The organism is Flavobacterium sp. KMS (assembly GCF_000813005.1).
GTDB lineage: Bacteria > Bacteroidota > Bacteroidia > Flavobacteriales > Flavobacteriaceae > Flavobacterium.
On the sequence record NZ_JSYP01000005.1, the window covers coordinates 68630 to 88744 of the forward strand.

The following is a 20115-nucleotide window of genomic DNA, read 5'->3' on the forward strand; positions in this document are numbered from 1 at the left end:
AATGATTTTTATCATTCATTTCTTCCTTTGTCCAAAAAAAATTACTGTGTATTTTTTAGTGAAGCAGTAATCTCATTCATTTTTTTAACCTTATCTTCAAAATTCCCTTTTAAGGTTTTTCGATATTCGTTAAGGTTTTCTACCATCTGGTTGATATCTTCGGGAATTATTTCTTCGAAAAATTCTCGTAGCCTTTTGGCAGTGGTCGGTGATTTACCATTTGTCGAAATGGCAATTTTTACATTTCCTTTGGTTACGATTCCACCTAAGTAATAATCACATAATTCGGGGGTATCGGCAATATTACATATGAGATATCTTTCTGTAGATAAATCGTATATTCTTTTGTTAACCAATAAATCGTCGGTACAGGCAATAACCATATGCCTCCTTTTAAGCATTTTCTTTTTGAACTTTGCCTTTGTTAGCGTTAGATTATACTTCTCTGCCAAGATTTCTATCTCTGGCAAAAAAGTGGTTGCAACAACCTCAACATTGGCATTAGGGCTTGATTTTAATAAAAAGGAAAGCTTCTCTAATCCCACATTTCCACCGCCTACAATAAGTACATTAAGCTTATGCAGTTTTAAAAAAATGGGATACAATTCGTTTCTTTCCATTATAATCGTATTTGGCTTGATACAAATTCTTCGTAAAATCCTTTTAATTTGGTACTTTCTCTAACTACTTCTCCAATGATAATAATAGCTGGTGAACCTAGTTTGTTTTCTGCAGCGATTTCCTGGATTGTATTTATCGTTCCAACTCCTACTTTTTCCTCTGACGTTGTTCCGTTTTGAATAATCGCTATCGGTGTTTCTCCCTTTGATTCTTTTTGGAATAAAGCTACTATTTGCGATAGTTTACTCATCCCCATCAGGATAACTACTGTTGCAGAAGATTGTGCTGCAAGAGCAACATCTGATGATAATTTTCTATCAGAAGTTGTTCCTGTAATTGCCCAAAAACTCTCTGAAACTCCTCTTTTCGTTATCGAAATTCCCTGATAAGCAGGAACTGCAATTACCGATGAGATTCCGGGTACTACAAAAGTAGGGATTCCAAAACTCTCTACGTATTCTATTTCTTCGCTTCCACGACCAAATACAAATGGGTCTCCACCTTTTAGTCGCACTACATTTCCATAAGTTAATGCGTTATCAACTATCAATTGATTTATCTGGTCTTGTGTGTAAGCATGATTCCCTACTCGCTTGCCAACAAAAATTCGGATTGCATTTTTAGGTGCATATTCTAAAATTTCTTCATTTGCCAAAGCATCGTACAAAACCACATTTGCCTCAGCAAGTGCTTTTACACCTTTTAAAGTCATCAAATCTGGATCGCCCGGACCTGCTCCGACTAAAGTTACTTTGGGTTTTACTGTATTAAGCATTAGCTAAATCTTTGGCTCTATATTTTTCTATTGTATCAAAAAAAGCAATTCCTTCTTGGATATATTGTTTTGCAAATGCTTCTGAAGGTTCTACTTTATTAATTTGGTATACCAATTCTTTAAAAGTTGTTGGCAATTCAATTTTAGAAGTTGCTACAAAAACAGTGTCAAACAAATCAACAATTCCTGCGTGATTATTTGTTTTTTCATCTTCTGAAAGTAATAATGCTTTAGCACCATTTACAAATCCTGCATATGCATGGTAAATAGCATCTGACCATTTATTTTCGTCGAATGATTCTTGTGCAAACGTTAATTTATCTTTAGCCTCTAATAATAAAGTAGCAACTAAATCGATAACAACACCAGCACATTCTCCTACTCCAACTGCTTTTACGTAGTTGTCGGCATTACCCCAATCTACAAAATCAGCTTCGGTTAAATTGGTTACATCAGCAAAAGGTTTTAAGATTTCGTAGAAATATTTCTCTCCTTTTAAGTCGTAATAATTTAGGAATTTTTCTCCGTTTGCGTTGGCATCAAAGTCATTTAAGATAGTACGCAAAGCATCTGGTCCTCTACGACTTGGAATCTTAATTACTTTATCGGCAAAACGTCCTGCTCCATTTCCTAATTTTCCTCCTCCCAATAAAACTTGTAACGCTGGTGCTACTAATTTTCCTGAGTTAATTGACATTCCCTGAAACCCGATTGCTGACATATTGTGTTGTCCACAAGCATTCATACAACCACTAATTTTTATTTCGATTTCATGGTTATTGCTATACTGAGGATATTCGGCATTTAATACTTTTTCTAGTTCTTCGGCAATTCCGGTACTACTTGCAATCCCAAGATTACAAGTATCTGTACCCGGACAAGCTGTAATATCGGCAGTAGAATTATACCCTAGATTTACAAAACCTAATTTGGCTAATTCCTGATAAAAGAAGGGCAGATTCTCTTCTTTTACATGACGTATTACAATATTTTGACGCAATGAAAAACGTAATTCATTTGCTGCATAATTCTTAATCAAATCAGCTAATAATCTAGCTTTATCAGTATAAAAATCTCCTAATAAAACTTTGATTCCGATAGCATAATATCCTTCTTGTTTTTGAGCAATTACGTTTGATTTTTTCCAAGCTTCATACCCTTTAGTCTCTTCAATAGTAACCGCTGGAACTGGTAATAATGTTTCTGGAATTGGTGCTTCAAAAGCTGTTGTATCTATTTCATAAGTTTCAAAAGCAATCGCTTTCTTCTCTTGTTCAACCAAATCCATAAAGGTATCTCTTCCTATTTCTTTGATTAAAAACTTCAAACGTGCTTTCATTCTTTTTGCACGTTCTCCGTATCTGTCAAAAATACGAATTACACCTTCTGCCGTTGGAATGATTTGGTTTGCAGGTACAAATTCCGAAAGTAATTCGGCATGTGCTGGTTGTGAACCTAATCCTCCTCCTAACATTATTTTGAAACCACGAACACCATCTACTACTTTTGGAATAAATCCTAAATCGTGTAAGTAACTCAAAGCCGTATCTTCATCTGATGATGAGAACGAAATTTTAAATTTACGTCCCATTTCCTGACAAATAGGATTTCTTAACAAATACTGAAACAAAGCGTGTGCATAAGGCGAAACATCAAATGGTTCATTTACATCTACACCCGCCAATTCGCTTGCTGTAATATTACGAACGGTGTTTCCACAAGCTTCACGCAAGGTAACATCGTCTTTGGCTAAATTTGCCCAAAGCTCTGGAGTTCTGTCTAAACTTACATAGTGAATCTGAATGTCCTGACGTGTTGTAATATGCAAACGCCCTGTAGAATATTCATCAGAAACTTTAGTAATACGCACTAATTGCTCACTGGTAACTTTACCAAAAGGCAATTTAATACGAATCATTTGAACGCCTTCCTGACGTTGCCCGTAGATTCCACGTGCTAAACGAAGACTACGAAAGCGCTCATCATCAATTTTTCCTCCACGGAATAAATGAATCTTTTTTTCTAAATCGATAATCTCTTTCTGAACTATCGGATTTTCTATTTCTGTTCTAAAACTTTCCATTTCTTTTTAATGCTTTAGGCTTTAGGCAATAAGCTGTAGGCTTTCTTGCGTACCTTGTTATACGTTTTTTGCTAAAAGCTTACAGCCTAAAGCTTATTGCTTACAGCAGTGAAACTATCTAATGAATCCTACTCCTGCAGTTGTATTTGTTGCGGTATCAATAAGGATAAAAGCTCCGTTTGATTTATTGTCATTGTAAGCATCAAAATATAAAGGCTTGCTTAATTTAATACTTACTTCACCAATTTCGTTTATTGCTAATTGAGTTGCTGGTGTTGTTCCTGAGTAATCGGTTGCGATTGTATTCTTGATACTTTCTACTTTTGCCAACACTCTGTTTGTATTATGCTGAACGATATATTTTGTTCCTGGAACTAACTTTTTAGAATCCATCCAACAAACTGTTGTTGTGATATCTTTTTCTATTTTAGGAAGTTCTGTTGATTTTACAATCATATCCCCTCTTGTAACATTGATATCATTTTCTAATTCAATTGTGATTGATGAACCTGCAATTGCTTCGTCAAATTGTTTATCAAAAAAGTGAATGTTCTTTACTTTAGATTCTGTTAATGAAGGTAAAACTGTTACTGCATCTCCTACTTTAATAGAGTTTCCGTATAATTTACCTGCATATCCTCTAAAATCATGATACTCTTCGGTCTTTGGACGAATAACTGTTTGAACTGGAAAACGTGCTTGTCCTTTTTCAAAAACATCTGTTGGCTCTAAAGCTTCTAAATGCTCCAAAACAGTTTGTCCATCGTACCAAGGCATATCTTTAGATTGATCAACTACGTTTCCACCGTTGATTGCACTTAGTGGAATATAACTTACGTTTTGTTCCTTAAAAGTACTTTTGGCGTTTAATGCCTGAAAATCAGCTTTGATTTTATTATAAACTTCTTCAGAATAATCTACTAAGTCCATTTTGTTAATCGCTACAATTACCTCTTTTACTCTCAATAAATTATTGATAAAAAAGTGACGATATGTTTGCTCGATTACTCCTTTTCGAGCATCAATCAAAATGATTGAAACTTGTGAAGTCGAAGCTCCTGTAACCATGTTACGTGTATACTCAACGTGACCTGGAGTATCGGCAATAATGTAACTTTTCTTTGCTGTCGAAAAATAAATGTGAGCTACATCAATCGTGATTCCTTGTTCTCTTTCTGCTACTAATCCGTCAGTTGCAAGTGAAAAGTCTAAGTAATCATATCCTTTTAATTTACTGCTTTTTTCTATTGCTTCGATTTTATCTGTAGTCAATGATTTTGTATCATACAATAACCTCCCGATTAAAGTACTCTTTCCGTCATCTACACTTCCTGCTGTTGCTATTTTTAAAACTTCCATTTTAATTTTTTGTTTAAAGTTTAAAAGTTTAAGGTTCCCTAAAAAACCTTCATATAAACTCTTAAATCTGAATATTTTATTTACTTTTCAATCCGCTTAAGTTCCCCCTTCGGGGGTTAGGGGGCTTAAAAGTATCCTTGTTGTTTTCTTTTCTCCATTGCTGCTTCAGAACGTTTGTCGTCAATTCTGGCACCTCTTTCAGAAATTGTCGATGTTCTGATTTCTCCAACTACTTCTTTAATTGTTGCTGCATACGATTCAACGGCTGCTGTACAACTCATATCTCCAACGGTTCTAAAACGAACGATTCTTTCTTCGATTTGTTCGTCTTCTTCCTGATACACATAAGGAGAATGTGACCAGATTAATCCATCTCTCAAGAAAACTTTACGTTTGTGTGAAAAATAAATAGATGGAATTTCGATTTTTTCTTGTTCGATATAACTCCATACATCTAATTCTGTCCAGTTTGAAATTGGAAAAACACGTACGTTTTGTCCATTTTCTATTTTTCCGTTCAAAATATCAAATAACTCTGGACGTTGGTTTTTCTCATCCCATTGACCGAAATCATCACGAACTGAGAAAATACGTTCTTTAGCTCTTGCTTTTTCTTCATCTCTACGCGCACCACCAATACAAGCATCAAACTTAAATTCTTCGATTGCATCTAGAAGTGTTGTAGTTTGTAAGCTGTTTCTACTAGAATATTTTCCAGTTTCTTCTACAACTTTTCCTTCGTCGATAGCATCCTGTACATTTCTTACGATTAATTCTAATCCTAACTCTGCAACCAATTTATCTCTAAATTCTATCGTTTCAGGAAAATTGTGTCCTGTATCAACGTGCAATAGTGGAAAAGGAATTTTCGCAGGAAAGAATGCTTTTTGTGCTAAACGCACTAAAGTAATCGAATCTTTACCTCCTGAAAAAAGTAAAACCGGTTTATCAAATTGAGAAATTACCTCTCTAAAAATGTATATCGCTTCACTCTCTAAAGCATTTGTTTTTAATACTGAACTCATTGTTTTTTTGTTTCAAAGTTTAAAGTTTAAAGTTTAAGGTTTTGATCACCTCATCTAAAAACTCATAACCATTATTGTTTTTTATTCTATTCTCTTGCTCTCTTGCCTCTAGGCTCTCTATTCTTTCTTAGCGCTATGCAAACCACATTCTTTATGGCTCGATTCCCACCACCATCTTCCGGCTCTAATATCTTCGTCTGGCAAAATTGCTCTCGTACATGGTGCACATCCTATACTTACAAAGCCTTTTTTATGTAATGCGTTTTGAGGTACATTGTGCTCTTGTAAATAATTCTCAACTTCTTGTAATGACCATTTTAATAATGGATTGAATTTTATTATTTCGAAGTTTGCATCGTATTCAAACAATTGTAAATCATTTCTGTTTTCCGATTGTTCGGCTCTTAAACCTGTAATCCAAACCGAGTTTCCTGACAAGGCTTTTCTTAATGGAACTACTTTACGGATAAAACAACATTCTTTCCTATTCTCTACCGAATCATAAAAACTATTCGGTCCTTTTTCTCTCAATAAACTCTCTACTGCAACTGCTTCTGGAAAATAAACTTCGATATGTTTTTTATATTTTTTTAATGTTCTATGAAAAACATCGTATGTTTCCTGAAACAATCTTCCTGTATCTAATGTAAAAATGGTAATTGCGATATTATTTTTAGCGATAAAATCGGTTATAACCTGATCTTCCTGACCAAATGAAGTCGAGAAAACGACTTTGTCTTTGTATTCATTAGCCAAAAATTCTAATGTTTCTTCCAGAGAAAAATCTTTTGTTTTAGCTAATAAAGATGTAATATTTGTTGTGCTCATATTCTTGATATTTCTAAAAAATTATTACAATAATTTAGATAATGTTTTTAAACTCAAAAGGATAATTAATATTCCTACTGCCACCATCATAGGTTTTCTTTTAATTTTATTTACTAAAAAAGCAGCAAGAGGAGCAGCAATTACGCCACCTAAAATCAAACCTATAATAACTTGCCATCCGTGGATTCCTCCAAAAAGCATGAATGTAACACCACTTGCAAATGAAACTGCAAACTCGGCTGCATTTACCGACCCAATTGTATAACGAGGATTTCTACCTCTTCCTAACAATGTCGAAGTTACGATTGGCCCCCAACCTCCACCTCCTACAGCATCCATAAAACCTCCAAAGGTTGCTAAGATTCCTAGTCGCTTGGTTTTCTTTTTAATTATAGTTTTATTTAATGCTTTTCTGATAATTATTACTGCCAGTACAATCATATAAACCGCGATAAAAGGTTTTATAACATCTCCATCAATTACATCCGACAGTAAATATGCTCCTGTAATTGATCCTAAAACCCCTGGGATCAATAAATTCTTAACTAGTTTTTTATTGATATTTCCAAATCTATGGTGTGATATCGCTGATGCCCCTGTTGTAAACATTTCTGCTACGTGAACTCCTCCACTACTAATAACCGGAGAAACTCCATAAGCCAATAAAAAAGATGTTGATGTTGCTCCGTAACCCATTCCTAACGTTCCATCTACCAATTGTGCAAAAACTCCAATTAAGAAAAACACTAAAAATTCCTGATTAAATCCATCTAGAAAGCCTTCCCAAGTAAATTCTGCATGATGATTATAAATCAATACTGAAATCAAACCTAACAATAATGCAGCAGGAATTATAACCCATAATTGTTTTGAAAACGATCCACCTGATTTTATTGCTACGGTATCCAACTTCAGTTCTTTTTCCATACACCTAATTATTCTTTTTTATTTTTAAAATCCATTACCCTATCGGCTTAGTAGATTACAATGCAAAATTACTACTTATTTCTAAATATCAAAATAAATTTTAATTTTTTTACATCGCTAATTGTCTTTAAGTTACATCCTAATACGCTTTAAAGAATTCTAAGAATCATCATTGTGTATTATAAATAATGTTTTGTTATCTAATTGTGATATTTTTCTTAAAGTCTACCATATCTATAGGATTATCGTGAAATTGTTATTATTTTTACCCAAATTTTATTTATGGATTTCCAAATAGGTCTTGTAATTGCAGGTTTAGTCGTTGGTTTTATAGTGGGATTAACAGGTGTAGGAGGTGGCTCTTTAATGACTCCTATTTTATTATATTTTGGAATTCCTCCAACAACAGCAGTTGGTACCGACTTACTATACGCAGCTTTTACCAAAATGGGAGGTGTATTTGTACATCATAAAAAAAGCAATATAAATTGGTCTATAACTGGCTGGCTTACTTTAGGTAGTGTTCCTGCTGCTTTATTGACTTTATGGATATTAAACAGTATTAAAACAGATATTACAACCATAAATGCAGTTATAAAATATAGTTTAGGCTGGGCATTGCTTTTTACTTCTATTGCAATTTTATTCAAAAAGAAATTATTAGTATACTCTCAAAAACACGCTGGCGATAAATTTCACAACGAAAGCGATACACAAAACATGTTAACCGTTGGAATTGGCGTATTACTTGGAGCAACCGTAACATTAACATCAATAGGAGCTGGAGCCTTAGGTACCGTTACTCTATTTTTCCTCTACCCACTTTTACCTACACCACGTTTGGTAGGTACTGAAATTGCACATGCTGTACCTTTAACTCTTGTTGCAGGAATAGGACATGCTTCAATGGGTAATTTAGATTTAACTTTATTAGCTCAGTTATTAATGGGATCACTTCCAGGAATCTTTATGGGAAGTATGTTAAGCGGAAAAGTGCCAGATTCTTTACTTAGAAATGCTATTGCAGTGATGCTTTTTTTAGCTGGATATAAATTGATTTTTTAAACCAAATCTAAAAGACATAAAAAAGACCATTTCAGAATCTGAAATGGTCTTTTTTATTATAGTATATAAAACAAGATTAACTAAAACGCAATATCTGCAAGTGAGTTATTCTCTAAAACTTTCAAAGTATTATCTCTCACTTCTGTCATTAAGCGCCTTGCTGCACAAGTAGTTTCATCATCACAATCATCACATTTTTCATAAAAGTTATGACTCGCACACGGAAGTAATGCGATAGGTCCTTCGAGAATACGATATACCTTTGCCATGCTAATATCTTTTGGGTCTTTTATCAAGTAATACCCACCACCTTTACCTTTTTTGGCTCCAAGAAAACCAGAGTTTCTAAGTAGCAACAAAATACTTTCCAGAAATTTAATCGAAATATGCTCGCTTTTAGCAATTTCAGCAATTTGTACAGGCTCGTTATTTTCTCGCCTGGCCAAATATGTTAAAGCCTTGATTCCGTATTTAGTTTTCTTTGAAAGCATTTTTTATTTTAGATTTTAGAATGTAAATTTTAGATTTCTGCTAAAATGGACTACATATTTTTCTACAACAAAAATATACTTTTTGAGTGAACAATTACAAAAGAATAAAAAATGATGATTAACGATTCTTTTTCTGATGAAATATATCAAATAAAAATTCGCCAATCACCATTCAAAATTATTTAAGAAAGCGCTTGCTCTAAATCGGCAATTACATCTTTTACAGTTTCTAAACCAACAGATACACGAACTAATCCTTGTGTAATACCAACTGCTAATTGGTCTTCTTCAGACAATTTACTGTGAGTTGTCGATGCTGGATGCGTAACAATTGTTCTTGTATCACCAATATTAGCTGATAGTGAACATAATTTTATTTTATCCAGAAACTTTCTACCAGCTTCTATTCCGCCTTTTATTTCAAATGCAATAATATTACCACCTAAAAGCATTTGCTTTTTGGCGATTTCATATTGTGGGTGCGATTTTAAGAACGGGTATTTAATGCTGTTTACATTTGGGTGTGCTTCTAGAAACTCAGCAACTTTAAGTGCATTCTCGCAATGTTTCTCTACACGCACAACTAATGTTTCTAAACTTTTAGATAAAATCCAAGCATTAAATGGTGATAAAGCAGGTCCCGTATTTCTTGAGAACAAATATATCTGTCTGATTAAATCCTCGTTTCCTACTGTTACTCCACCCAAAACACGTCCTTGACCATCGATTAACTTAGTAGCAGAATGTACTACCAAATGTGCTCCATGTTTTATAGGTTGCTGAATATATGGCGTTGCAAAACAGTTATCGATAATTAAAATCAAGTTATGTTTTTTAGCAATTTTTCCAAGCAATTCTAAATCGATTACATCTACACCAGGATTTGTAGGTGACTCAGCATACAATATCTTTGTATTTGGCTTAATAAAACTCTCAATCGTTTCAGGTTTATTGATATCAAAATACGAAGTTTCAATATTCCATTTTGGAAAATAAGTCACAAACAAGGCATGAGTTGAACCAAAAACACTGCTTGCTGAAACAATATGATCTCCCGCATTTAACAAGGCTGCAAAAGTAGAATACACAGCTGCCATTCCTGTTGCAAAAGCATAACCAGCTTCGGCACCTTCCATTTTGCAAATTTTATCTACAAATTCAGTTGTGTTTGGATTGCTAAAACGGCTATAAATATTTCTATCTTTCTCTTCTGTAAAAGAAGCTCGCATATCTTCAGCATCTTCAAATACAAAACTTGATGATAGGTACAATGGCACCGAATGCTCTAAATACTGTGATCTTTCTAATTGTGTTCTTATGGCTTGGGTTTCAAAACCAAATTCTTGTTCGTTCATTTTATTTTATGTTTTTTGTAAAGAGCTATTACACAAAGATTCTCAAAGGCATTTGATACAATCTTAAACTAAACAGTTCTTTTACTATGTTATAATAGCTAGTCAAAGAATTATCTCATTCTCTAATTGACTAATTTTCTAATTCCTATAATTCCTCGTTGTTCAAAACCACTTTATATTTTATTGTAGCTGTAGGCTCGACAGTTTTACCAACTGAGCAATATTTCTCGAAAGAAAGTTGTGCTGCACGTTGCGCTTTTTCAGGATTAATATCTCCTTCCAGATAAAAAACTACAAAGATTTCTTTAAAAGGTTTTGCTTCTCCAATTTGAACACGAGTTCCTTCGACCTCAGCATTAAATGAAGTGATTTCCTGACGTTGCTTCTTCAAAATCGAAATCATATCTATAGCGCTGCATCCTGCAACTCCCATCAATACTAATTCCATTGGGCTTGCACCTAAATCGCTTCCGCCAAATTCGGCTCTGCTATCTACATCAACTACATGACCACGTTCATTTTTGAGCTTAAAATGAAACGCGTCGTTTACTCTGTTTAAGGTTACTTTCATGTTTCTTGTTTTTATTTTATTTTGCTTTCGAAAAAGCTATTTTTATTGCCATTGAAGTCAAAACTCCAGCCATAAACCATTTTTGAACTTTTAACCATGTTGGCTTTGTTGCAAAAAAGACTGCCATTCTTGATGCTGTTAATACAATTACAAGGTTTACAGTAAAACTTATGGTCGCCTGAGTGATTCCTAATTGCAAACTTTGTGTCATTATTGAGCCATGCTCAGGTTTAATAAACTGAGGAAAAAAGGATAAATAAAACATTGCTATTTTAGGATTTAGAACACTTGTTAAAAACCCAATACCAAACAGCTTACCTGGTTTATCGATTGTCAATTTATCGTTTACTTCAAACATATTTTTTCCATTTGGCTTAATTGCCTGAAAAGCCAGATACAGAAGATAAGCAACTCCTAATATTTTTAAAATTAAATACGCAAAAGGAACTGCAAATAAAAGAGCCGTTATTCCAAATGATACTAATACGATATGAAATAAAAATCCAAATACTATTCCTGTTAACGAAATTATTCCAGCCTTTTTACCTTGAGTAATCGACCTTGAAATCAAATAAAGCATATTTGGCCCCGGAGTCAATACCAGAAGAAATGCAGCTATCATAAAACCTATAAGCTCATTAAATGGTACCATTTTTCGTTTATTAAATACTGATTGCACGAATCTTCAAATGCAAATTCAGCTGATTATAATTTATTCGAATGTTTGTCTTCTTTAGAAAGATAAAAGTGATTCTACTTATTTATCTTTTTTATCTAATTTACTCCAATATTCTAGAATTTTGGTCTTATAGATTTCACTCAAAGAATCAAAATTGGAAGAGAATTTATCTGTTCCAAAATTATCCGAGACACTAGATTCTATAGTGTAAAGTTGGTCTTTTTGCGAAAAGATTAAATGAACTGATTGTTGTTTAAAATCAGCATCATAAAGTCCGTAAATAAAAAGAGCATCAATACTTTTGTCTTTATCGAAATCCCAAAAAGCTTTTCTACTTCCCCAAGCCGAAATGATTCCGTTATGGTTTACTTCAATAATAGATTTTACTATCCATTTGTCGCCCACTTTTGTAAACCTCTGAAAATACATTTTATCAGGATTTGCATTTTTTTCAATCTTCGAAAAAACAAATACATTATCCTCGTTTCCCGGAGAGTTAACCTCATCTATTTGTATGGCTCTAACTCCTTTGTATGGAAAAACTTCTTGTGTATAACTGTCTTTGTTTCTAACAATACTCGAAACTTGCGCAGTAATAACGTTTGTAAATAATAACAGTAAAAAAAGTTTTTTCATTTTTTAAATATGTGATTTTAATAGTTCGCGTGAATTATTCTTTATCCGACAATCTCAAAACATCTCCAAAAACACCTCTTGCTGTCACTGCCGATCCTGCTCCTGCTCCTTGTATTACGATTGGTCTGTCTCCATAAGATTCAGTATAAATTTCGAAGAAAGAATCAGATCCTTTTAATCCGCCCAAAGCTGTATCCGAAGGTACCGAAACTAATTTTACTTCCAGAACTCCTTTGTCGTTTTGCAAATCACCAGATAACTCGCCTATGTATCTTAATACGTGATTTGGTTTTTGATCCTTTTTAATCTTGTCATAAATTGGATCAAATTCTTTTAATTTAGTCAAGAAATCTGTAACGTTTCCTTCACGTAAATGTTCTGGAATTAAATTCTGAATAGAGATTTCTTCAAATTCATTTTGTAAATCTAATTCTCTAGCTAAAATTAATAATTTTCTTCCAACATCATTACCACATAAATCCTCACGTGGATCTGGTTCTGTATATCCGTTATCGATAGCTTCTTTCAATATTTCACTAAACGGAGCATCTTTGGCAGAGAAATTATTAAATAAATAACTCAACGTTCCTGAGAAAACTCCTTTTATCTTGGTGATATTCTCTCCTGAAAGGTGTAATAATTTTATTGTATCAATTAATGGCAATCCTGCACCAACATTGGTTTCATACAAATAGTTTTTTTGATTGTCTGCCAAAGCTTTTCTTAGTTCTTTATAAAAACCATAACTAAGTGTATTGGCTACTTTATTTGACGAAATTAAATCAAAACTACTTTCTACTAACGAGATATAATTTTCAACGAAAGTCGCGCTTGCCGTATTATCAATCGCAATTAAATTCTCTAAGTGATTCTCATTTGCGTAAGCAATAACATCATTAATTGTATAAGCAACTCCGTCGTTTTCGATATCTTTTTTCCAATCTGCAGAAACTCCTTTTTTATTTAAAAGCACTTTTTTAGAATTGGCAATAGCAAAAACATTCAGCTTAATATGTTTACGTTTTTCGATGCTAGCAGCCGAAGCCAAGATTTGGTTTATCAAAGTTCCTCCAACTAATCCGTGACCGAAAATAGCAATATTGATTTTCTTTGAAACTCCAAATATCTCTCCGTGAATTACATTTAAGGCTTTATGAAGTTCTGATTTTTTAACTACCAAACTCACGTTTTTACCCGTAACGGTATTGTTAAACAAAATCGGAACAATTTTATTCTTGATTAATGCAGTGTATGGTTTATGGAATGTACTTAAATCTTGTCCTATTATCGAAATTACCGAAACATTATCGGTTACTGTAATCTGGTTAACATCTTTAGAATAAAAATCGTTTTCAAACTCTTTTTCCAGTTCTATCATTGCTGTTGTTGCTTTATCTGTTGCAACTACAAGTCCGATTCCTCTTTCTGATGAACCTTGCGAAATAATACTTACACTAATATCATTATCTCCCATTACTTTAAAAATACGAGCATCGACACCAGCTTTACCAAGTAATCCTCGTCCTTCAAGATTAACCAATGATAAGTTCTCTAAAACTGAAAGTGTTTTAATTCCTTCTTTAGCAGAATCTGACGTGATTAATGTACCGCGGTTTTCGTGATTAAATGTATTTAAAATACGAAGCGGAATACTTTTTTCAATTAACGGAATAATCGTTTTTGCATGCAAAATGGTAGCGCCAAAATTAGCCAACTCATTTGCTTCGTTAAATGATAAATATTCAATCTTTTTAGCATCACTAACTAAATCAGGATTTGCTGTATAAATTCCGTCAACGTGCGTAAAATTCTGAAGTTCTTCGGCATCAAGATAATTTGCTAATAATGAAGCTGTATAATTACTCCCATTTCTGCCTAATGTAGTTGTCTCATTACTATTATTTGAACCAATAAATCCTGTAACAATATTTACAGTTGACCCATTATATTGTTTAAAATAGTTGATTACATTTTTCTTAGACAATTGTTCTAGAAGTTGTGCATCACCAAATTTAGAATCTGTTTTAAGCAGTTCTCTAGAATCGGCAAAGTTCGCAGGAATACCTTTACCCAGCAAAATTGAAGTCAATAATTTAGCCGAAAGCAATTCTCCTTTCGAAAGAACCTGATCTTTTATCTTCTTGCTGTAGTCACCAATTAAACTAACTCCTTCAAAAAGTTTATCCAAAACACCAAACTCTTCCGAGAAATCAACATTTGAATACTCTGATATCTGGTATGTTTTAAAACTCTCTAATAACGGCTTGTAATTTCCGTTTTTAGAAGCAATTGTTAATATATCTTCTAGTTCATCTGTTGCGTTACCACGAGCAGAAACTACTACGGCAATTTTCTCACCTTGATTTATTTTATCAATAATTATAGAAACTACTTTATTAAGTCCTTCTCCGTTTGATAAAGATTTACCTCCAAATTTTAATATTTTCATCTTATTTGTGTTGTATTTTATGTTGCTCTAAAAAATAGACGCAAGCAAATTATCTAATTGTTTGTACTCGATTAAAAAAGCATCATGTCCGTGAACAGAATCTATTTCGCTATATGAAACATTTTCTTTGAACTTTTTTAATTCCTGATAGGTTTCCTGATTTTCTTTTGCACTAAAAAACAAGTCCGAATTAATCCCTATGATATGGATATGGGCAGTTGTTTTTGATAATAATGTTTCAAAATCGGCTGTATTCCTTGTAATATCAATTGTTTTAAGCAACTGATTCATTAATTTATATGATGAAATTTGATACCTTTTTTGAAGCTTTTTCCCATGATGTCCCAGCCAGCTTTCTACATTAAAAATAGCTAGTTCATCATTTTTAGTTCTCTGAAATTTTTCTTTAAAAGATTCTGGCGAGCGATAACATAACATGGCATGAATTCGCGCATCTTCTATTGGTCTTGAAGAATTGTTTAGGATTTGCTCTTGCAAATAGCAATTTGCAATTAACCAATCGGTAGATTTCCAATCGGTTGCAATAGGTATTAAATGTTTAGTGATTTGAGGTTCTAAAGCCAGAATTTCCCATGCGATGCCGCCACCAACAGAACCACCAATAATTGCATATAATTGATTGATTTTAAGAAACTCAATCCCTTTTATGAAAATTCGGGCAACATCTCTGGCGGTAAAATCTGTATGGTTTTCTATAGAGATTCCGTTATGTCCATTTCCTGGAACATTAAAAGCTAGAATTGTATATTTTGCAGTATCAATGGTTTTATTATCACCAATTAAATCGTTCCACCAACCATTCTCGCCCGTAACCTGAGCGTTTCCTGTTAATGCATGATTTACCAAAACTATAGGCGCAGTGTGTAACGGTAAACCAAAAAGTTCATAACTTAGGTTAATCGCATTATACGAAGCGCCACTTTCGGTGACAAAATTCTGTAATATAATCGGGATGGTTTTATTTTCCAATTTCAAATCTTTTGTAATTTTTGATTTGTACATGGAAATATTAAAAAGAAAAAACTAGAGCTATGCTAGAGAAATTCTTTGTGTTATCTTTCCACGTTGGGCGTGGTAGAATGCAGCACCTTCTTCGATTTATCGAAGGGTTGCTAAGGATTCATCGGGTCTAATCCCTCGTCCTTTCTTTATAACATTTCAATACGTTTTTGAACTTAATGGCACAAATTAACTACTATTTTCTTAAACGACCAAATTTTTTATTCATTTGATTTTAGTTCGTTTACAAAATAGTTCAAACAAAACAATCACGTACAAGCAACCGCTGGACATATATATCCAGAAAATTCATATTGCTAGCTTGTATTTTATTTAAAGTTTTAATTTAAATAAATAAAGTTTCATTCTCTTTTGAATACATCAAGAAAAGCAAAGAATTAGGTGCTTTTTTTTCCGCAGTTTCATCTGTAGCTTCCATTCCAAATCTTGGATGTGCCAATTCATTTACAGTTTGGATTGTTATTGTTTTTTTAGCTCTGAAGAATCTAAAGAATCCGAACCTTTTTGCGAAGTAGTTTTGTGTGCTCATAACATGTGTGTTTTATAATTGTTTATTTGTGTTTGTTTTTATTAAATGAACTCGATGTCCAAAAAAAAACCCTTTTGATAATTATACCAAAAGGGTTTAAGTCGTTTAAACTTATTATACTTTTGGAAATCAATAGACGCGTACGCAAATAAGCGCGACATTCTGCATCATCTTAAACTTCGAGTTATTATTCATTTTAATATTATTATTTATCATTTTAAAAAATTTCAATATTTGTATAATCTAAAAAAAAGCCTCCCAATAAATTTGGGAGGCTTTGCTATATATTTTTTATAGATATAATTTTAAGCAATAGACTTCCCTACGGATTTCTCCGACATGACCTTATTAATTTTACAAATATTAAAATTCATTTTTGGTATCTTTTTGGTTTAACAAATATGCGACGTTTTTTCGGATTAACCAAGCCAGAATCCATATTTTAATGATAAAACCACGTTAAATTTGCATTTAAAAACAAAAAAACGACGAAATGTTACTTTTTTTCGACGAAATACTCCGAATGAGGTATAAAATTAACACTCAACTGTTTAAAAACTTCCTTCACTAAACATAAATTTCAAAGAACATCTAACTATAAATCAAAAAAAAATTGAATATAAAATTCAATTTCAAAAATTTCTAAGCCCAAATAGCTTCTTTATTTTTTATCTTTTCGGCAACTTTTAGAATGTCTGTTATAACTCCTCTTGCTATAGCTTCTTTTCCCGCAGCAGCACTTTGAATAACTATCGGAATGTTTCCGTAAGATTGTGTGTAGATTTCAAAAATAGTATCTGATCCTTTTAATTGCCCGATTGCAGTTTTGGTAGATTCTGAAACTAATCTGACTTCTAGTTTATTTTCTAAAACATTATACTCTCCAACATATCGTAAAACATGATTATCGGATTGTGTAATTTTTGCGATTTTAAAAGACTTATCTAATAGTTCTTTATTAATCACACGTTTTGATTTGGCATTTATCTCATATTGATTATGATCTAAAAGTGGAGTTGTTTTAATATCCGAAATTTCAAAGTCTTTCCCTATTTCTCTAGTAAGAATAAGTAATTTCTCGGCTGCATCACTACCCGATAAATCTCCTTCGTAATCGGATGTTATTAACTGTAGCTTTTCGGCATCTTTTAAAATAGTAGAGAAACAAGTGTCTTCTGATGAAAATCGATTAAAGACATAACTTAATGAATCTGAAAAAACACCTCTTATCTTGGTTATTTTCTCTCCCGAGTTATATAAATCTCTAATAGTTTGTAATACCGGAAAACCTGTATCTACTGAGGTTTCGTATAAAAATTCTTTATCGTATTTCTTAAGGTTTTCTCTTAGTTCTCTATAAAAGTCTATTGGCAATGTATTTGCTTTTTTATTTACTGCCACAATATTAAACCCATTTTGAACTAACGGAATATAATGATCTATTAATTCGTCACTTGCAGTTGCATCTACAGCAATTAAGTTTTCGAAAGCATTCTCTTTTGCAAAAGCAATAATATCATCTACCTTAAAAGGAATTGCGAGATGTACAAAATTGGCTTCCCAGGCGTTCTCTGCGCCTTCTTTTTCAAAAAATGCCAATGTAGAATTGGTTATGATAGGAAACCGCAAATCAATGCTTTTATTTTCGCTAAAAAATACTTGGCTCTCAATTATCTGATTTATTAAAGTGCTGCCAATATTTCCTATTCCAAAAAGGATGATGTTTATTTTAAGCTTTGACATAATTTTTACTTTTATTTTAAAATAAATTCAAGAAATCTACCATCTGGACAATTAATTTAAACACGAATTTCACGAATTGGCACTAATTAGTTTGTGAAATTAATTTCACAAACTAAGCTAATCATTATGATTTGTGCCAATTCGTGAAATTCGTGTTTATCTTTTGCATCTATGCCAAGAAAGCAGTTCAAGAAATATTGTTTTGAACTTTTACTTAGTATTATTGTTTTTGATTATTTTTTGAAAATCACCTTTAACCCTGCTCACGTGGTTAAAGGCAATTTTTCTAACAAAAAACAAAAAAACCTAACTTTCTAATTTATGCTAATTGAGCACTCTTTATATTTTTAAATACCGCTTGTAAATCGGCAATCAAATCGTCTATATCTTCAATCCCTACCGAAAGTCGAATCAAATCTTTTGAAACTCCTGTCGAGAATTGTTCTTCTTCTGATAATTGTTGGTGAGTTGTACTTGCAGGATGGATAATCAGTGACTTTGTATCGCCTATATTTGCAAGAAGTGAGAATAATTTGGTTTCATCGGCTACTTTTTTGGCAGCTTCAAAACCTCCTTTTAATCCAAAAGTTATGATTCCGCTTTGTCCTTTCGGCAAATATTCTTGTCCCAAGACATAATATTTATTCGATTTTAGACCTGGGTAATTTACCCAAACCACCTCATCTTGTGCCTGTAACCATGATGCTAAGGCTAATGCGTTTTCGCTATGCTTCTTAATACGTATGGGTAAAGTCTCCAATCCCTGAATAATCTGAAAAGCATTAAATGGACTCAATGCTGAACCAAAATCGCGTAATCCTTCTATACGTGCTTTGGCAATAAATGCAGCATTTCCTAGTGCTTCGTTATAAACTAATCCGTGATAACCTGCAGATGGTTCTGTAAACTCAGGGAATTTTCCGTTTGCCCAGTCAAAAGTTCCAGCATCGATAATTGCTCCTCCTAAAGAAGTTCCGTTTCCTGAGATATACTTGGTTAGGGAATGAATTACAATATTTGCTCCATGTTCTATTGGATTAAGCAAATATGGTGTTGGAACGGTGTTGTCTACAATAAATGGAACTTTAAATGCTTTGGCTTCTGCCGAAATGGCTTTTAAATCTAATACATCTAATTTTGGATTCCCTAATGACTCTACAAAAAAGACTCTTGTATTTTCCTTTGCTGCTTTGGTAAAGTTTTCGGCATCAGATGGATCTACAAACGTCGTTGTGATTCCTAATCTTGGCAAAGTAACTTTTAATAAATTATAAGTCCCTCCGTATAAGCTATTTGATGCTACAATATGATCTCCTGCTTTAAGCAATGTTAGCAAAGTTGTTGCAATTGCTGATGCGCCAGATGCTGTTACAACTGCTCCAATACCACCTTCTAGCGCTGCCAGTCGTTGTTCCAGAACATCATTTGTAGGGTTGTTTAATCGTGTGTAAATAAATCCTGCTTCGGCTAGACCAAACAAATTAGCTGCATGATCTGAATTATTAAAAACATAAGATGATGTTTGGTAAATAGGCACTGCTCTTGTATTACCATTTTTTGTTACATCGTGTCCTGCGTGTAGTGCGTTTGTTGCGAATTTTTGTGTGCTCATGGGTTCTATTTTTTTAATTAGTTAAAAGATTGTGTGTTTATATTTTTTAATTATTTTTCTGTTTATATAAAAAGATCTTCATCTTCGTGGGCATACATCTGAAACAATAATGAGTTTGACTCACTTGTATACAATTTTCCTTTTACTTCGTTTGTATTTATTCTTTTGGTTTGTATTACACCAAAAATTCTTTTGGCATCTGCTTTCAATAAAGCTTGAATTGCTCTTGAAATTTTATAGAATGTTTTCATGATTTTTAAATTTTAAATTATGGAATAAAAAAAAGCCCTTTCGGATGGCTACCAAAAGGGCTTATAGCTTTAACT

At 33.0% G+C, this 20115-nt stretch carries 19 protein-coding genes and 1 riboswitch; of the genes, 1 reads left to right on the forward strand and 18 read right to left on the reverse strand.

From position 1 onward, the window contains the following. Nucleotides 1-41: 41 nt before the first annotated feature. The 7 genes from OA93_RS07125 to OA93_RS07155 all read right to left on the reverse strand — a co-directional run bounded on the left by OA93_RS07125 (nucleotide 42) and on the right by OA93_RS07155 (nucleotide 7618). Nucleotides 42-620, reverse strand: a complete 579-nt coding sequence (locus tag OA93_RS07125; RefSeq protein WP_039112454.1) for a bifunctional precorrin-2 dehydrogenase/sirohydrochlorin ferrochelatase — start codon at nucleotides 618-620, stop codon at nucleotides 42-44. Beyond that, the gene (cobA, locus tag OA93_RS07130) at nucleotides 620-1396 is read right to left on the reverse strand and encodes a uroporphyrinogen-III C-methyltransferase (RefSeq protein ID WP_039112455.1); all 777 of its coding nucleotides are present in this window, start codon (nucleotides 1394-1396) and stop codon (nucleotides 620-622) included. Before cobA ends, OA93_RS07125 begins: the two co-directional genes overlap by 1 nt. Further along, nucleotides 1389-3479, reverse strand: a complete 2091-nt coding sequence (locus tag OA93_RS07135; RefSeq protein ID WP_039112456.1) for a HEPN domain-containing protein — start codon at nucleotides 3477-3479, stop codon at nucleotides 1389-1391. The genes cobA and OA93_RS07135 overlap by 8 nt, the downstream gene beginning before the upstream one ends. Nucleotides 3480-3593: 114 nt before the next feature. After that, nucleotides 3594-4838: a GTP-binding protein gene (locus OA93_RS07140; protein ID WP_039112457.1), complete on the reverse strand. Its 1245-nt coding sequence runs from the start codon at nucleotides 4836-4838 to the stop codon at nucleotides 3594-3596. Nucleotides 4839-4963: 125 nt separating this feature from the next. Beyond that, nucleotides 4964-5863, reverse strand: a complete 900-nt coding sequence (cysD, locus tag OA93_RS07145) for a sulfate adenylyltransferase subunit CysD (RefSeq protein WP_035619812.1) — start codon at nucleotides 5861-5863, stop codon at nucleotides 4964-4966. Nucleotides 5864-5980: 117 nt separating this feature from the next. Next, nucleotides 5981-6691 carry a phosphoadenylyl-sulfate reductase gene (locus OA93_RS07150; RefSeq protein ID WP_039112458.1) on the reverse strand — a complete coding sequence of 237 codons (711 nt, stop codon included), beginning with the start codon at nucleotides 6689-6691 and terminating at the stop codon, nucleotides 5981-5983. 24 nt (nucleotides 6692-6715) lie between these two features. Continuing rightward, on the reverse strand, nucleotides 6716-7618 hold the full coding sequence (locus OA93_RS07155; protein ID WP_039112459.1) for a sulfite exporter TauE/SafE family protein: 903 nt from the start codon (nucleotides 7616-7618) through the stop codon (nucleotides 6716-6718). 282 nt (nucleotides 7619-7900) lie between these two features. On the opposite strand from OA93_RS07155, the gene OA93_RS07160 reads away from it, so the two are divergent. Next, nucleotides 7901-8683 carry a sulfite exporter TauE/SafE family protein gene (locus OA93_RS07160; RefSeq protein WP_039112460.1) on the forward strand — a complete coding sequence of 261 codons (783 nt, stop codon included), beginning with the start codon at nucleotides 7901-7903 and terminating at the stop codon, nucleotides 8681-8683. Nucleotides 8684-8763: 80 nt separating this feature from the next. On the opposite strand, the gene OA93_RS07165 is transcribed toward OA93_RS07160, so the two are convergent. From OA93_RS07165 to OA93_RS07215, 11 genes are all read right to left on the reverse strand, one after another. After that, nucleotides 8764-9174: an Rrf2 family transcriptional regulator gene (locus OA93_RS07165; RefSeq protein ID WP_035619819.1), complete on the reverse strand. Its 411-nt coding sequence runs from the start codon at nucleotides 9172-9174 to the stop codon at nucleotides 8764-8766. A 182-nt stretch (nucleotides 9175-9356) separates the two neighbouring features. Continuing rightward, nucleotides 9357-10529 (reverse strand): aminotransferase class I/II-fold pyridoxal phosphate-dependent enzyme, encoded by a 1173-nt coding sequence (locus tag OA93_RS07170; RefSeq protein WP_039112461.1) that lies wholly within the window; start codon nucleotides 10527-10529, stop codon nucleotides 9357-9359. Between the two features lie 145 nt (nucleotides 10530-10674). Then, nucleotides 10675-11100 (reverse strand): OsmC family protein, encoded by a 426-nt coding sequence (locus OA93_RS07175; protein ID WP_039112462.1) that lies wholly within the window; start codon nucleotides 11098-11100, stop codon nucleotides 10675-10677. A gap of 16 nt (nucleotides 11101-11116) precedes the next feature. After that, nucleotides 11117-11752, reverse strand: coding sequence for a LysE family translocator (locus OA93_RS07180; RefSeq protein WP_039112463.1), 636 nt, complete (start codon nucleotides 11750-11752; stop codon nucleotides 11117-11119). Nucleotides 11753-11857: 105 nt separating this feature from the next. Beyond that, nucleotides 11858-12415, reverse strand: a complete 558-nt coding sequence (locus tag OA93_RS07185; protein WP_039112464.1) for a hypothetical protein — start codon at nucleotides 12413-12415, stop codon at nucleotides 11858-11860. 34 nt (nucleotides 12416-12449) lie between these two features. After that, nucleotides 12450-14864 (reverse strand): bifunctional aspartate kinase/homoserine dehydrogenase I, encoded by a 2415-nt coding sequence (thrA, locus tag OA93_RS07190; protein WP_039112465.1) that lies wholly within the window; start codon nucleotides 14862-14864, stop codon nucleotides 12450-12452. A 27-nt stretch (nucleotides 14865-14891) separates the two neighbouring features. Then, nucleotides 14892-15854, reverse strand: coding sequence for an alpha/beta fold hydrolase (locus OA93_RS25345; protein ID WP_240474695.1), 963 nt, complete (start codon nucleotides 15852-15854; stop codon nucleotides 14892-14894). A gap of 80 nt (nucleotides 15855-15934) precedes the next feature. Further along, nucleotides 15935-16042, reverse strand: a riboswitch (SAM riboswitch). 188 nt (nucleotides 16043-16230) lie between these two features. Next, on the reverse strand, nucleotides 16231-16434 hold the full coding sequence (locus OA93_RS07200; RefSeq protein WP_039112466.1) for a hypothetical protein: 204 nt from the start codon (nucleotides 16432-16434) through the stop codon (nucleotides 16231-16233). Nucleotides 16435-17076: 642 nt separating this feature from the next. Continuing rightward, a complete protein-coding gene (locus OA93_RS07205) occupies nucleotides 17077-18177 on the reverse strand; it encodes an aspartate kinase (protein ID WP_039112467.1) in 1101 nt (366 codons plus the stop codon). Nucleotides 18178-18496: 319 nt separating this feature from the next. Further along, nucleotides 18497-19789, reverse strand: a complete 1293-nt coding sequence (locus OA93_RS07210) for an O-acetylhomoserine aminocarboxypropyltransferase/cysteine synthase family protein (protein ID WP_039112468.1) — start codon at nucleotides 19787-19789, stop codon at nucleotides 18497-18499. A 62-nt stretch (nucleotides 19790-19851) separates the two neighbouring features. Continuing rightward, nucleotides 19852-20040 carry a hypothetical protein gene (locus OA93_RS07215; protein WP_039112469.1) on the reverse strand — a complete coding sequence of 63 codons (189 nt, stop codon included), beginning with the start codon at nucleotides 20038-20040 and terminating at the stop codon, nucleotides 19852-19854. Nucleotides 20041-20115 lie beyond the last annotated feature (75 nt).